We start from the raw sequence: 15,204 nt of genomic DNA, 5'->3' as shown, positions 1-15,204 counted from the left end.
TTTTTCGCGGACCATAGCCTGACGATCGTGGCCCCCATTCGCAAAGCGCTCACCGCCAACGCCGCGAACCTGCGCCAGATTGCGCGGATCATGGTCGGGACGAGTGCGGCGTTCGCGGCGTACAAGGCGCTCGGTCTGCACGAGGGCTATTGGTCGGTCTTTACCGTGCTGATCGTCATGCAGGGGTCGATCGGCGGAACGCTCGGCGCGGCGACGGACCGGTTGCTCGGGACGCTGATCGGCGCGCTCTTGGGCGGGCTGGGGGCGGCGTTGCAACGGACCGCGACGATCGAGGTCGGGCTGGTTCTCGTGACGGTGACCGGCATCGCGGCGTTTGTCGCGGCCATCCGCCCGCGGTTGCGGATCGCGCCGGTGACCGCGGCGATCATGCTGCTCAGCGCGCCGCCCGGGGCATCCGTCCAGGATTTCGTGCGCGACCGGGTCATCGAGATCGGGATCGGCGGGATCATCGGCGTGCTGGCGTCGATGCTCGTCTTCCCGGCGCGGTCGCACGGTCTGGTCATCGCGCGGACGGTCGCGGTGCTCGGGCACGTCGCGCGCATGCTGCGGGAACAGGCGCGAGCACTCACGGCGGGAGAGGCGTTGCCGTCCTCCCCGGATCACGCCGCGCTCCGCCTGGCGCTGGGGAACGTCGAACTGGCGATGAAGGACGCCGATCGCGAACGTGCGTCGCGGCTTGCCGATCACCGCATCCCCGCCGCGGTCCCCCGGACGCTGTGGCGCGTCCGCAACGACCTCGTGCTGATCGGGCGCGCGCTCGACGAACCGCTGCCCGGTGCCGCAATGGCTGCGCTGGCGACCCCGGCGGGCGCGATGCTCGAAGCGCACGCGCTCGTTGCCGCCAATTGTGCGGTGGCGTTGACCGCCGGCACCACGGTCGACCGCGGCGAGGCTACCGCATCGTATCGCGGGTTCGGGCTGGCGCTCGATGCGTTCCGGGGCAGCGCCGCTGCGACCACGCTCGATTTTGAGGCGTCGGGGCGGGTCTTCGGCCTCGCCTTTGCCGCCGGGCGGCTTCATCGCGACCTGCTCGACCTGGCGGCGCGTGCCGACGAAATCGTACCCTCGAAGGTCCTTGCCGCCAACGTCGCGTGAGACCGCAAACACCTTGACCTGTCGCGCGCCGGCCCTAGCGCCGGGCGATGACCGACACCCCGCCCCCCGCCGATCTCGCCGCGACCGTCCTCGCGTTGCTCGATCTCGAACGGCTCGACACCAACCTCTATCGCGGTCCGCGCAAGCCCGGCGCGACCGGACGCGTCTTTGGCGGGCAGGTCGTCGCGCAGGCGCTGATGGCGGCGCAACGCACGACCGATCCGACGACGCGCGTCCACAGCATGCACGCGTATTTCCTGCGGGCGGGCGACGAGACCCTGCCGATCATTTTCCATGTCGAGCGCGATTTCGACGGAAAGAGCTTCGCCAATCGCCGCGTGACCGCGCTGCAGAATGGGCTCGCGTTGCTGACGCTGGCGGCATCGTTCCAGCGGCCCGAGCCCGGGCTGACGCATACGACGGCGATGCCGGTCGTGCCGCCGCCAGAGAACCTGTTGCCGCTGGACGTTCTCGCGGACGACTATGCCGACCACTTTCCGGCGGCGGCAATCGCCTTCCTGCGCCGACCGAGCGCGTTCGAGATCCGCCCCTGTGCCACGCCCGCCTTCCTGCAGCGCGCCCCGGCCCCCGCCGCCTCGCATGTCTGGATCCGGTTGCGCGGCGCCGGTCCGCAAGACCCCGCCGTCGGGCGCGGGATCCTGGCCTATCTGTCCGATTATGCGCTGTTGAGTGCGTCGCTGATCCCGCACGGGATCAACATGTTCGACCATAGCATGCAGGTCGCGAGCCTCGACCATGCCATGTGGTTCCATGACGATCCCCCGCTGGCGGACTGGCTCCTGTACAGCAGCCACAGCCCGTGGAGCGGCCATGGCCGCGGGATCGCGCGCGGCATGATCCACAGCCGCGACGGCAGGCTGATCGCACACGTCACTCAGGAGGGGTTGATCCGGATGCGCCCCGATCTTGGCCCGCGAACGACCGTCCCCCACCTCCCTTGAGAACGCGAAGCGCTTGATCGAGGTTGTGAATTTGGTTGACTTCTAATTTGTACGGACAATAAGGAGAGCCAACCGGATATGAGTCCGGATGGAAGAGCGAAGCCGCGCCAGACGGGCCCTTCCGCTGCCAAGAGGATGTCAGAATGCGTCATTCGTACGCCGCGATGCTGTGCGCGTCGCTCACCCTGTTTCCATCGACCGCCTTCGCGCAGTCCGCCAAACCTGCGGCGTCTCCCCTCGACACGGACACGTCGTACCAGACGATGCTCGCGCTGATCGACGAGATGGTCGCCAACAAGCTGGTCTCGCGCGAACGCGCCGATGCGTTGATCGCTACTGCTCGCAGGAAGGCGCAGACCGCCATCGCCACGGCCGCCCCGCCGCCCGCGGTCGCCGCCGTGCCGCCGCAAAATCTGGCAGCGACACCCCCGTACCCCGGCGCCAAAGTCGCGCCCGTTGCGGTCAGTCAGCTGAAGACCACGGACTCGCCCGCCCCGCCACTGCCGGCGGATCTCGCGGTCGACTGGACCCGCGGCGCCCCGGTGCTGAGCAGCCGCGACGGGATGTTCTCGTTCAAGCCGCGCGGCCGCATTCTGGCGGACATCTCGTCCAGCACCGGATCGGCGTACGACCCGCGCAACATCACCGTATCGACGTTGCGGCAGTTCCGCTTCGGCGGCGTGGGGACGATCGGCAAGAACCTGTTCTACCAGTTCGAAGCGGACTTCCGGCGCAATGCGGTCGAGGTCGTGCAGACGTTCGTCGGCTATCGCACCAAGTTCGGCAAGACGGACGCGGACATCCGCTTCGGCAACCTGATCACCGACCGCGGCATGGACATCGGCACGGCGGCGACCGCCAACCCGTTCATCACGACGAACATCAATACGACCGCGCTCGCGACCCAGGGCGGGCGCGTCTACCTGCTCGGCGTGGCGGCGCGCGCGGGCGGGGAGAATTGGCACGTCAGCGCCGCGGTGCACGGCGATGCGATCGACAGCGATTTCACGCGCGGCGACAATCGCATGTTCCTGACGCGCGCGCACTGGAACCCGATCCTGACCAAAAACGCGGTCGTCCACGTCGGCGGGTGGGTGTATGACGAGAATATTCCGGGCACCTCGCCGGCGACCACGGTCGTCCAGAACATGTCGGGGGCGATCAACAACAGCATCCGCGTCGAATCCGCCCCGCTGACCGGCGCGACCGGGTCGACCGCGTTCGGGCTGGAATTCGGCGGCACGCTCGGCAAGATCTATGCGTTCAGCGAATACGGTCAGCGCACCGTCCGCGGCGGACCGGGCGCAACCTTCGCCCACGCCAAGGTAAAGGCCCTGTCGGTCAACGGCGGCTGGTGGATCACCGGCGAGAAGCCGACCTATTCCTCGCGCAGCGGGACGTACCTTTCGCCGCATGTGAAGCATTCGATCCTCGACGGCGGGATCGGCGCGTTCGAACTGGTCGCGCGCTATGAGGACATGGACGCATCCGGCCTGCCGCTCGGCGGGACGGGCTGGGCCGGGACGGTCGGCCTCAACTGGTATCTCACCAACAACTTCCGCTTCATGGCGGACTATATCCATTACCGTACCGACAACCGGACCGGCAGCTTCCAGGGTCGCGACACCGGCGACACGCTCGCAGCCCGCGCCGAGGTGGCCTTCTAACATTCTGTTACAAAGCGGAGGTTGCCACCAAACCGCAACTTCGATAATGTCCGTACAAACGTTCAAAGGAGAGTCCCGTTGAGCCTTTCTGCCATCAAGGTCGGCGACCATCGCTACCGCGCCAGCTACGGCCGCTATGTCGAGGATTTCGCCGTCGGCGACATCTACGAGCATCGCCCCGGCCGCACGATCACCGACGCCGACAATATCCAGTTCTCGCTCATGACGATGAACGCGCATCCGATGCACTGCGACGCGCAATATGCCGCGAAGAGCGAGTTCGGGCGGCTGCTGGTCAACAGCGGGCTGACGCTTGCGATCGTGCTCGGCATGACGGTCAACGACGTCAGCGGCAAATCCCCGGCCAACCTCGGCTGGACCGATATCAAGCTGACGCACCCGGTGTTCGGCGGCGATACGCTGACCGCGGAGACCGAGGTGCTTGCGATCCGCGATTCCAAGTCGCGGCCGACGCAGGGGATTGTCACCACGCGGACCCGCGCCTTCAACCAGGATGGGGCGCAGATCATGGAATTCACGCGCAATTCGCTCGTCTACAAGCGTGGACACGCGCCCGACGACATCTGACCCGATGGCCGACGCGCCTCCTGCGCTCGGCCCCCTGAACGACGGCAACAGATCTTCGATCAAGAAGGCCCCGCCGGTTTCATCACGAGAGGTAGCCGAGAATGGCCGATCACCTTGCCGTCAACGCCGGATCCCGGCTCGACCGCCTTCCGATATCGCGGTTCCACTGGCGGATCCTCGCGCTGATCAGCGCGGGTGCGTTCCTGGATGCGTTCGACGTCTATCTGGCGGGCGGCGTGATCGCCGCGCTCAAGGCGGAGGGGTTCTCGACGCTCGCGCAGAGTGCGGTGTTCATGTCGATGACCTTCCTCGGCATGATGATCGGCGCCGGCATGGCCGGCTACATCGGCGATCGCTTCGGCCGGCGCGCGTCCTATCAGTTCAACCTCGCGCTGTTCGGGCTCGCGTCGGTCGCGGCGATCTTCTCGCCCACCATGACCTTCCTCATCGTCTGCCGCTTCGTCATGGGGATCGGGCTCGGCGCGGAACTCGTCGTCGCGGCGGGAACGCTCGGCGAGTTCATCCCCCCGGCGTTTCGTGGCCGCTGGGTCTCGATCATGGGCATGGTGGTCAATTCGGGGCTGCTGGTCGCGACGTCGATCGGCTACATCGTCATCCCGACCCTCGGCTGGCGCTATATGTTCGCGATCGCGGGCGCTGCCGCGCTGATCGTCTGGATCATGCGCAAGAAGATGCCGGAATCGCCGCGCTGGCTCGAATCGGTCGGCCGGTTCGAGGAGGCCGAGGCGACGCTGACCGCGATCGAGCGCGAAGTCTCCGCGCAAAAAGGCCCGCTCCCCGCGCCGGCGCCCGCGCGTGCGATCGCAATGGTTCACGCCCCGCTGAAGGCCCTGTTCGGCCCCAAGCTGCGCAACCGCGTCATCGCCGCGACGCTTGCCGCGATTGCGGTCAACGTGTCGGTTTACGGCTTCGTCGCATGGCTCCCGACCTTCCTGGTCAGCCATGGCACCGGGATCGTCACGTCGCTCTGGTATACCACGCTGATGTCGTTCGGCAGCGTGTTCGGCGCGGTCATCGCGATCGGCATCGCCGACCGCATTTCGCGCCGCCTTTCGCTGATCCTGACGGCGGTCGCGATCATGCTGTTCGGCTTCCTCTACCCCAATGCCCAGGGGGACGTGATGGTCCCGCTCACCGGCTTCCTGCTGGTGTCGAGCATCTACACGCTCGTGACGCTCGCGCTGTTCGCCTATATCCCCGAGCTGTTCCCGACCGCCTACCGGTTGCGCGGCACCGGGTTCGCCGGGATGTGCGGGCGCGCCGCCTCGATGGTCACGCCCTATGCGACCGTCTTCCTGTTCGCCAACTTCGGGTTGCACGGCGTGCTCGGGATGGTCGGCGTGGTGCTGGTCGCCATGATCATCGCGGTCGGCCTGCTGCGGGTCGAGACGACCGGGCAGTCGCTCGACGAGGTGTCGGCGGATGAACTCGCCGCCGCCGCGGGTGCAACCGCATGACCTTGCTCTCCGCCACCTACGCGGCCTTCGCCAACGAACTGACGATCGACCGGGTGCCATCGACCGTGCTGGAGCGCGCGCGCCACCTGATCCTCGACGCGGTCGGCACCGGGATCGCCGCAATCGGCGCGCCCTGGGCGAACCGCGCCTTCGCCGCTGCCGAGGAACTGGGGCAAGGCACTGCCCCGGTGCTGGGCCACGGCCGCGCGCTCGTGCCGCGCGATGCGGCGATGCTCAACGGCATCCTGATGCACGGGCTGGATTACGACGACACCCACGCCGGCGGGATCATCCACGCGACCGTCAGCGCCTTCCCCACCGCGCTGGTCGCCGCGGACCGCGCCGACGCCTCGGGCGCGGATCTGCTGCTTGCCTATATCGCGGCGATGGAGGTCTCGACCCGCGTGGCGAGCGTATCGGGCGGCGCGTTCCACGGATTCGGCTTTCACCCGACCGGGCTGATCGGCGCGTTCGGATCGACCGTCGCGTCCTCGCGGCTGCTCGGGCTTGATCCGTCCCAGAGCGCGATGGCGCAAGGCATCGTCCTGTCGATGGCCGGCGGCAGCCTCGAGTTCCTCGAGGACGGGGCCTGGACCAAGCGGCTTCATCCCGGCTGGGCGGCGAGTTCGGCGATCACCGCGGCGACGCTCGCGCGGCACGGCTATGTCGGGCCGACCGCGGCCTATGAAGGGCGCTTCGGGTTGTACGCGCTGTATCTGCGCGATGCCGCCCCGGAGCACATCGCGCGCGCAACCGCCGGGTTGGGCGACGTGTGGGAAATCGACAATGTCGCGGTCAAGCCGCTGCCCGCGTGCCACATGACCCACGCCGCGATCGATGCCGCGATCTGGCTACGCCAGGAACACGGGCTGCGCGGCGCGGACATCGCGGAGGTCACTGTCCTCGTGCCCGAAGCCGTGATCCCGATCGTATGCGAACCCGCCGCCCCCAAGCGTACGCCCGCGACCGGGTACGATGCGCAATTCTCCATCCCCTATACGGTGGCGACCGCGCTGCTCATTGGCAGCTTCACGCTCGACGCGCTCGATCCGGCCGCGTTGCGCGATCCCGCCGTGCGCGATCTCGCCGGGCGGGTCGCCTATGCGATCGACCCCGACAGCGATTACCCCACGCACTTTACCGGCGAGGTGATCGTGCAAACCCGCGACGGCCGGACGCTGCGGCGACGCGAGGGGGTCAATCGTGGCGCTGCCGACCGGCCGCTGAGCAACGCCGATATCAGCCGCAAGTTCGTGGAAAACGCCACTCGCACGATCGACGCACCACGCGCCGAGGCGATCCGCGCCGCGATCCTCGCGATCGACCAAAATCCTGCACGCACGCTGGCCGACGTGCTCGCCCACCGTCCCTGACCTTCAAGGAGCCTGTCCGATGAACATGGAAACCCCGCTCGCCGCCCCCGGCGCAATGACCGAAGAGGAAGCGATGATTCTCGATTCGATCGAGAAATTCCTTGTTACCGACGTGAAGCCGTTCGTGCACCAGCTCGAACATGACGACGAATATCCGCAGAAGATCGTCGATACGATGAAGGAAATGGGCCTGTTCGGCCTGATGATCGCACCGGAATACGGCGGGTTCGGCGTATCGACGCTGATCTACGCGCGGATCATCGAGCGGATCTCGACCGTGTGGATGTCGGTCGCTGGAATCATCAACAGCCACATGATCATGGCGATGACCGTCCAGCGCTGCGGCACGACCGAGCAGAAGGACTATTACCTCCCCAAATTCGCAACTGGCGAACTCCGCGGTGGGATCGGCCTGACCGAGCCCGATGCGGGCACCGACCTCCAGGCGATCCGGACCACCGCGGTCCGCGACGGCGACGACTATGTCGTCAACGGGTCCAAGATGTGGATCACTAATTCGGGATCGGGCAACACCATCCTGCTGCTGGTCAAGACCGATCCGACCGCCGAGCCGCGCCACAAGGGTATGAGCCTGCTGATCGCAGAAAAAGGCCCCGGCTTCATCGTGTCCAAGAAGCTCGGGAAGCTCGGGTACAAGGGCCTCGACAGCAACGCACTGACCTTCGACGACTATCGTGTCCCGGTCAGCCGCCTGATCGGCGGAGTCGAGGGCGTCGGGCTCAAGCAGGTGCTCGGCGGGCTCGAACTCGGGCGGATCAACGTCGCCGCGCGCGGGGTCGGCATCGCGCAGGCGGCGCTCGACGAGGCGGTCGCCTATTCGCAGACCCGCAAGACCTTCGGCAAGCCGATCTGCGAGCATCAGGCGATCCAGCTCAAGCTCGGCGAGATGACGACCCGCGTCTATGCCGCGCGCCTGCTCACCGAGAGCGCCGCGCGCGCCTATGACCTTGGCCAGCGCTGCGACATGGAAGCGGGGATGGCGAAATATTATGCCACCGAAGCAGGCCTGGAAAACGCGATCGAAGCGATGCGGATCTTCGGCGGTTACGGCTATTCGACCGAATATAACGTCGAACGGCTGTACCGCGACGCGCCGCTGCTCACCATCGGCGAGGGCACCAACGAGATGCAGCGGATCATCATCGCCAAGCAGATCATCGCACGGAACCCGGTATGACCCAGCCCGCTTCCACCATGTCCGGCAACCAGCCGCTTGCTGGCCTGCGGATCGTCGCGGTCGAGCAATATGGGGCGGGTCCGTTCGGCACGCAGCAGCTCGCCGACCTGGGCGCCGAGGTCATCAAGATCGAGAACCACAAGGATGGCGGCGATATCGGTCGCCACGTCGGGCCCTATTTCTTCGGGCCCGGCGACAGCCACTTCTACGAATCGCTCAACCGCAACAAGCGCAGCCTCGGGCTCGACCTCAAGAGCCTCGAGGGACGCGCGGTGCTCGAAAAGCTCGTCGCGGAATCCGACGTAGTATTCAACAATCTGCGCGGCGACCTGCCGGTCAAGCTCGGGCTCGATTATGCCGCTTTGTCCAAGGCGAACCCGGCGATCGCCTGCGTCCATCTGTCGGCGTACGGGCGCACCGGCAGCCGCGCGGCGTGGCCGGGCTATGATTACCTGATGCAGGCGGAGGCAGGCTATCTGTCGCTCACCGGCGAACCGGGCACGCCGCCGTCGCGCTTCGGGCTGTCGATCGTCGACTTCATGACCGGCACCACCGCCGCGCTCGCCATCCTCGCGGGCGTCGTCTCGGCGCGCGCGAGCGGGGTCGGGCGCGATCTGGACGTCAGCCTGTTCGACGTCGCGCTCGGCAACCTCAACTATGTCGCCGAATGGTATCTCAACGGCGGCGTGAAGGTGGAGCGCACCGCTCGCTCGAGCCATCCGTCGTTGACCCCGAGCCAGCTCTACACGACGGCGGATGGCTGGATCTTCGTCATGTGCAACAAGGAGAAGTTCTGGCAGACGCTGACCGTGCTGATCGAGCGGCCCGAATGGGCGGAGGATCCGCGCTACGCGACCTTCGCCGACCGGCTTGCCAACCGGCCCGCGTTCAATGCCGATCTCGACGCGGTGCTGGCGACGCGAACAACCGCGGCGTGGATGGAACGGTTCGCCGGGCGTGTCCCCGCCGCGCCGGTGCTCGACGTCGCGCAGGCGCTCGACAATCCGTATCTGGCCGAGGCCGACCGAATTCTCGATTTCCAGCATCCCGAACATGGCCCCCTCCCCGGCATCGCCTCGTCGATCCGCGCGGGCGGCGCCACGCATCCAACGGTTGCGGCACCGACCCTTGGCCAGGATACCGACGACATTCTTGCGAAGCTCGGCTATGCCGCGGCCGAAGTCGCGGACCTGCGGGATCGCGCGGTCATCCGCTGACCGGGATGGTTACCGCGCGCTACCGTCCCTTGCGGTGCGGGGCATTGTCCGTATCATCGGGCAAAGCCTCTTATCCGCAATGGACCGTCCATGCCGCCAATCCGCCAGCAACCGCGCTATCTGCAACTCGCGCAGACGCTGATCAGCGAGATCGAGGAGGGGCATTATCCAGTCGGCGCGCTGATGCCGACCGAATTCGAACTGTGCGACCAGTTCGGCGCGAGCCGCTTTACCGTGCGCGAGGCAATCAAGCGGCTGGTCCAGCAGGGCATGGTCAGCCGCCAGGCGGGGGTCGGCACGCGCGTGCTCGGCCTGCCGCGCCCCACCGGCTATCGCCAGGTCATGGAAGGGCTGTCGGACCTACAGCAATATACGCAGGAGACGACGCTCACGATCCTCGAACGGCGGACGGTCGACATTGCCGGCGCGCTCGCCGTGCAGCTGGGCGCGACCGCGGGACAGACCTGGCTGCACCTGCGCGCCTTGCGGCGGGCGGACGGCAGTCGGCCGATTTCCTATTCGGACGTCTATATCCACCCCGCCTTCCGCAGCCTGAAGCTTGCCGATGAGGTGGGCGACGTGCCGATCTTCAAGCGGATCGAGGAACAGTTCGGCGAACAGATCGCCGAGGTCCGCCAGCAGATCGAGGCCGTGCCGATCGCCGCCGCGGTTGCCCGGTTGCTGGAGGCCAAGACCTCCTCCGCCGGCCTGCGGCTGACGCGCAGCTACCTCAACGGCCGCGGCGAAGTCGTCGAGATGGCGATCAATACGCACCCGGCCGATCGCTACAGTTATTCCCAGACCTTCCGCCGGGAGCAAAATCCCGGTCCTTGAAAGACCCGACGCCATGATCACCGCCCCCGCCCGTAGTATCCTGTTCGTTCCCGGCGATCGCCCCGAACGCTTCGACAAGGCCCGGGCGAGCGGTGCCGATCTGGTGGTGATCGACCTCGAGGACGCGGTGCTGCCCGAACGCAAGGCCGCCGCGCGCGACGTCATCCACGATGCGCTCGCCGGGCTGGGCGATCCACGCTTCGTGGTCCGGGTCAACAGCCTGGATACCGAGTGGCACGCCGAGGATGTCCGCGCGCTTGCCGGCTTGTCCGGTGTCGCCGGGCTGATGCTGCCCAAGACCGAACGCGCCGGCGACCTGTCCGCGCTGCAGGCAGCTGCGGGGGGCAAGCCGCTGCATGCACTGGTCGAGACGGTCGCGGGCGTGCTCAACCTGGCGCAGTTGGTGACCGCGCCGGGCCTGGTGCGCCTTTCGTTCGGTACGGTGGATTTCCAGGCCGATGCCGGGATCGACGGCGATGCCGCCGAACTCGACACGATCCGCACGCAGATGGTCCTGCACTCGCGCGCCGCCGGGCTCGACGCGCCGGTCGATGGCGTTTCGACCGACCTGTCGGACGACGCGGCGCTCGCCCGCGATACCGACCACGCCCGCCGGTTCGGCTTTGGCGGCAAGCTGTGCGTCCATCCGCGGCAGGTCGCGGTGGTCAATGCCGCGTTCCTCCCGTCCGACGCGGACGTCGCCTGGGCGCAGCGCGTGATCGCCGCGATCGACGGCGCGTTCGGCGCGGTGGCGGTCGATGGCAAGCTGATCGACAAGCCGGTGGTGGATCGCGCGAAACGCCTGGTCGCGATGCACCGGCGCTACGCCACGGTCGACTGACCCTGGTTCAGTCCGGTCGCATCGACGGCCACCACCCGAGCGCCTGCGGGGTGCCGGGTCCCGCGCTCGGGGCAATTACCGCCACGCGTACGCGAGCGGCCCCTCGCGGAAGGCGAACCGGTCGACGTGGCGCACGACCGCATCCTTCCGGCCGTCGAGCTGATCGGGCGCGGTTGCGTCGATCCGGATCGTCAGCAGGTCGGCCGTCGCGTCGAACGTCACGGTTGCATCCCCGGGGAACGACGCACCTCGCGCGTCCTTGGGAAAGGCCACGGTGCCATGGTCCGCGGTAAAGGCGACCGACAGATGATGCGCCCAATGCTTGCACGTCTGTTGCAGATATCTGGCGGCATGCGCGGTCGGGACCTGCGCGATGGCGGACAACGCCATCACAGTCGCTCGATCTTTTGCGCGGCGTCATCGATCAGCGCGACGACCTGATGGACCGTCTCGATCGCCACGTCCTCGCTGCGCAATTTGTGCAGCAGCACTTCCCGTAAATTGCCCATCGCGCGGCGCACCGATGCGCTGTCGGTACGCGCCCGCTCGGCCCCGACTTCGGCCAGCCGCGCCATCAGCGCCGCGACCAGTTCGGCGTTTTCGGCGAGATGCTGCGCGCCGGTCTCGGTCACCGCGTACAGCTTCTTCGCGCCCTCCGCCTGGCGTGCGGCGATCAGGTCCATTTCATCCAGCAGGGTCAACGTCGGATAGACCACCCCCGGGCTGGGCGCATAGGCTCCGCCGGTCAATTCCTCGATGCTACGGATCAGATCGTAGCCATGGCGAGGCTCATCCGCGATCAGCTTGAGCAGGACCAGGCGCAATTCGCCGCCGTCGAACATGCGACGTCCCCGCGGCCCGCCCCGCCCCTCGGGATGATCGCGTCCGCCAAAACCGCGAGGCCCCCCGCGCATCGTCGCCATGGCTGCACCGCGGCCACCGCCATGCCGGTGGTGGCATCCATGGCCACCCTGATGTTCAAATCCAGTCATATCGTTTTTCCTATCTGAGATGCCACTAAGATATATCTTATAGGCGCGACTACAAGGCCGCACGTGCAAATTTCGGGAACACTCCTATCTTCAGGCGATGGCCGACCTTTTTGCCGCGTTCGATCCCCCTGCCCCGGAGCCCGTCGCAGCCTCCGCCCCGCTGGCAGATCGGCTACGCCCGACCACGCTCGCCGAAGTCGTCGGGCAGGACCACATCACTGGTCCCGAGGGGGCGATCGGCCGGATGGTCGCGGCGGGCCGGCTGTCCTCGATGATCCTGTGGGGCCCGCCCGGCACCGGCAAGACGACGATCGCGCGCTTGCTGGCGGATGCCGTTGGTTTGCGCTTCATGGCGATCTCTGCGGTTTTTTCGGGCGTGGCGGACCTGAAGAAGGCGTTCGCCGAGGCGCGCGACCATGCCCGGATCGGCAAGCGGACATTGCTGTTCGTCGACGAGATCCATCGGTTCAATCGTGCGCAGCAGGATGGCTTCCTGCCGTATGTCGAGGACGGTACGGTCACGCTCGTCGGGGCAACGACGGAAAACCCGTCGTTCGAACTCAACGCCGCCGTCCTCAGCCGGGCGCAGGTGCTGATCCTGCACCGGCTGGACCATGCCGCGCTCGGGCACTTGCTCGATCGCGCGGAGCATGCCGAGGGACGCCCCCTGCCGCTGACCCGCGAAGCGCGCGACGCGATGATCGCGAGCGCGGATGGCGACGGCCGCTTCCTGCTGAACCAGTCGGAAACGCTGTTCGCCGTGAACCTTCCTGCCGCGCTGGATCCGGCCGGCCTGTCCGCCTTTCTGCAGCGGCGCGTGGCGGTGTACGACAAAGATCGCGAGGGGCATTACAACCTCATTTCCGCCCTGCACAAAGCCGTGCGCGGATCCGACCCGCAAGCCGCGCTCTATTATCTGGCACGCATGCTCACCGCCGGAGAGGAGCCGCTGTATCTGCTGCGTCGGATGATCCGCATGGCGGTCGAGGACATCGGCCTCGCCGATCCGGGGGCACTGACCCAATGCCTGGCCGCGAAGGACGCGTATGACTTCCTGGGGTCGCCCGAAGGCGAGCTCGCGATCGCACAGGCCTGCATCTATCTCGCGACCGCCCCCAAATCGAACGCGGCCTACAAGGCGCAGAAAGCTGCGTGGACGTCGGCCCGCGAAACCGGTTCGCTGATGCCGCCGGAGAACATCCTGAATGCCCCGACCAAGCTGATGAAGGACATCGGCTATGGCAAGGGCTATGCGTATGATCACGATACGGCGGAAGGGTTTTCGGGCTCGAACTACTGGCCGACCGGGATGGAGCCGCAAACGTTCTACAAGCCGACCGAGCGCGGGATGGAAAAACGGATCGCCGAGCGCATGGCCTGGTGGGCGAGCCTGAAGGCAGGCGATGCCTGAGCGACCTGCGTTCGAGCGTTCTGCGTCCACGTGACCCCGACCCATTTCACCCGATTTGCCGCGATCGACTGGTCCGGCGCCAAAGGCGCGCGCCATCCCGGCATTGCGCTCGCGGTCTGTGCGACGGGCGATGCGGCCCCCGTGCTGGTCGACCCGCCGCGCGGCGTATGGTCGCGAACCGATATCCTGCACTGGTTGCACGCACAGGCGCGCGAGCCGTTGCTCGTCGGGTTCGATTTCAGCTTTGCGGCGCCGTTCGTCGAACGCGGCGCCTATCTGCCGGGGGAAACCGCGGCGACCGACCCGCGCGCGCTCTGGGCCTATGTCGATCGGAACAGCGCCGATCCCGACCTCGGCGCGGCATCGTTTCTGGAGGCACGACGCGGGCAGCATTTCTATCTTGGCGCGGCCGATGGGGCAAAGGCGCGCTTCATGCACTACCGTCGCTGCGAAGCGCATTTCAACGCGAACGGTGGGGGCAAGCCATCGACCGTCTATGACGCGATCGGCGCGGCGCAGGTCGCCAAGGCAAGCTTTGCGGGCATGCGCCTGCTGCATCATCTCGATCCCGCCATTCCGGTCTGGCCGATCGATGCGCCGCCACGCGACGGGGCCTGCGTCGTCGAAATCTACACCACGATCGCCGCGCGCGCAGCCGGCCTGCGCAAGGGGCTGAGCAAGCTCCGCGACGGCGCGGCGCTGGACGTGGCGCTGGCGCAGGTCGGCAGCGCCCCGCATACGCCGCTGGACCGCTATACCGACCACGCCACCGACGCGATCCTGACCGCCGCCTGGCTGCGCACCCACGCGCGACGCGACGATTTCTGGCACCCGGCGGCCATGACCGATCAGATCGCGCGTACCGAGGGCTGGACCTTCGGCGTCACTTGACGCATGGAATGCGCGCGAGGGTGTGATCCTCCACGCCGGTTTAGCTCAGCTGGTAGAGCAGCGGTTTTGTAAACCGAAGGTCGCGGGTTCGATTCCTGCAACCGGCACCATTTCCTTGCATGACGCCGCGCACCGCGTCCCGCATCAGCTCGTGGTACTGCGGAACGCGTTTGATCAGGATGCCGTCTCGACGCCGCCTGTCAGATGCCAGCCATCCTCTTCGCGTACCATGCGACGACCACAGCCCTTGCAGACGGTATACCGCTTGCCGTCGTTCCACCGCACCCTGTGGCCGTTGCGATAGTGATATCCGAACAGACATTTGATCCGTTGCACGAAATACATAGTGACCCTCACCCCTGCCCGGGACGATCTTACACTATTTAAAGTATCCACGTCGATATGCTGGATAACCGTTCCTTGACGTTTCGTCCCATCTTCACGGTCGATTCTGTCCTGGCGACGATCAAGCCCGCCGGATCGCTGCGCACAGACGATGGACGAAAATAACCGTATAGTCATCAGGATGACGGGACTTCGATGACCGTAACCGCCGAGCGCAGGACGGTTCGCGCGGATGATCGGCTGCGGGCATCGGCAGAAAGATCGCCGCCGCAAACCACGCACATGATTGCA

14 protein-coding genes and 1 tRNA gene are annotated in these 15,204 nt (G+C 66.8%); 13 read left to right on the top strand and 2 right to left on the bottom strand.

Annotation, left to right across the window (positions count from 1 at the left end; genetic code table 11):
- The first annotated feature begins 27 nt into the window (after positions 1-27).
- From L8G49_RS07660 to L8G49_RS07615, 10 genes are all read left to right on the top strand, one after another.
- Positions 28-1,116: an FUSC family protein gene (locus L8G49_RS07660; RefSeq protein WP_242183598.1), complete on the top strand. Its 1,089-nt coding sequence runs from the start codon at positions 28-30 to the stop codon at positions 1,114-1,116.
- A 47-nt stretch (positions 1,117-1,163) separates the two neighbouring features.
- Positions 1,164-2,078 (top strand): acyl-CoA thioesterase II, encoded by a 915-nt coding sequence (locus tag L8G49_RS07655; protein ID WP_242183596.1) that lies wholly within the window; start codon positions 1,164-1,166, stop codon positions 2,076-2,078.
- Between the two features lie 143 nt (positions 2,079-2,221).
- Complete coding sequence (locus L8G49_RS07650; protein WP_242183594.1) at positions 2,222-3,745, top strand: porin; 1,524 nt, start codon at positions 2,222-2,224, stop codon at positions 3,743-3,745.
- A gap of 78 nt (positions 3,746-3,823) precedes the next feature.
- Positions 3,824-4,333: a MaoC family dehydratase gene (locus tag L8G49_RS07645; RefSeq protein WP_242183592.1), complete on the top strand. Its 510-nt coding sequence runs from the start codon at positions 3,824-3,826 to the stop codon at positions 4,331-4,333.
- 101 nt (positions 4,334-4,434) lie between these two features.
- Positions 4,435-5,811: an MFS transporter gene (locus L8G49_RS07640; protein WP_242183590.1), complete on the top strand. Its 1,377-nt coding sequence runs from the start codon at positions 4,435-4,437 to the stop codon at positions 5,809-5,811.
- The gene (locus L8G49_RS07635) at positions 5,808-7,184 is read left to right on the top strand and encodes an MmgE/PrpD family protein (protein WP_242183588.1); all 1,377 of its coding nucleotides are present in this window, start codon (positions 5,808-5,810) and stop codon (positions 7,182-7,184) included. The genes L8G49_RS07640 and L8G49_RS07635 overlap by 4 nt, the downstream gene beginning before the upstream one ends.
- Positions 7,185-7,203: 19 nt before the next feature.
- Positions 7,204-8,382, top strand: a complete 1,179-nt coding sequence (locus L8G49_RS07630; RefSeq protein WP_242139942.1) for an acyl-CoA dehydrogenase family protein — start codon at positions 7,204-7,206, stop codon at positions 8,380-8,382.
- Positions 8,379-9,599 carry a CoA transferase gene (locus L8G49_RS07625; protein WP_242139941.1) on the top strand — a complete coding sequence of 407 codons (1,221 nt, stop codon included), beginning with the start codon at positions 8,379-8,381 and terminating at the stop codon, positions 9,597-9,599. Before L8G49_RS07630 ends, L8G49_RS07625 begins: the two co-directional genes overlap by 4 nt.
- Positions 9,600-9,689: 90 nt before the next feature.
- A complete protein-coding gene (locus L8G49_RS07620) occupies positions 9,690-10,433 on the top strand; it encodes a GntR family transcriptional regulator (protein ID WP_242183586.1) in 744 nt (247 codons plus the stop codon).
- 13 nt (positions 10,434-10,446) lie between these two features.
- Positions 10,447-11,274 (top strand): CoA ester lyase, encoded by an 828-nt coding sequence (locus L8G49_RS07615; RefSeq protein WP_242183584.1) that lies wholly within the window; start codon positions 10,447-10,449, stop codon positions 11,272-11,274.
- Positions 11,275-11,349: 75 nt separating this feature from the next.
- On the opposite strand, the gene L8G49_RS07610 is transcribed toward L8G49_RS07615, so the two are convergent.
- Positions 11,350-11,664 (bottom strand): DUF2218 domain-containing protein, encoded by a 315-nt coding sequence (locus L8G49_RS07610; RefSeq protein WP_242183582.1) that lies wholly within the window; start codon positions 11,662-11,664, stop codon positions 11,350-11,352.
- The gene (locus L8G49_RS07605; protein WP_242183808.1) at positions 11,664-12,188 is read right to left on the bottom strand and encodes a PadR family transcriptional regulator; all 525 of its coding nucleotides are present in this window, start codon (positions 12,186-12,188) and stop codon (positions 11,664-11,666) included. The genes L8G49_RS07610 and L8G49_RS07605 overlap by 1 nt, the downstream gene beginning before the upstream one ends.
- 175 nt (positions 12,189-12,363) lie before the next feature.
- On the opposite strand from L8G49_RS07605, the gene L8G49_RS07600 reads away from it, so the two are divergent.
- The 3 genes from L8G49_RS07600 to L8G49_RS07590 all read left to right on the top strand — a co-directional run bounded on the left by L8G49_RS07600 (position 12,364) and on the right by L8G49_RS07590 (position 14,678).
- A complete protein-coding gene (locus tag L8G49_RS07600) occupies positions 12,364-13,677 on the top strand; it encodes a replication-associated recombination protein A (protein ID WP_242183580.1) in 1,314 nt (437 codons plus the stop codon).
- A 30-nt stretch (positions 13,678-13,707) separates the two neighbouring features.
- Positions 13,708-14,568 (top strand): hypothetical protein, encoded by an 861-nt coding sequence (locus L8G49_RS07595; protein WP_242183578.1) that lies wholly within the window; start codon positions 13,708-13,710, stop codon positions 14,566-14,568.
- Positions 14,569-14,602: 34 nt separating this feature from the next.
- Positions 14,603-14,678: transfer RNA gene (locus L8G49_RS07590), tRNA-Thr, on the top strand.
- Positions 14,679-15,204: the final 526 nt, after the last annotated feature.

This window comes from Sphingomonas sp. CARO-RG-8B-R24-01 (assembly GCF_022662295.1).
Classification (GTDB): domain Bacteria; phylum Pseudomonadota; class Alphaproteobacteria; order Sphingomonadales; family Sphingomonadaceae; genus Sphingomonas.
Note: the sequence above shows the minus strand (reverse complement) of the source record. Positions and strands in the feature narration are given on the sequence as shown.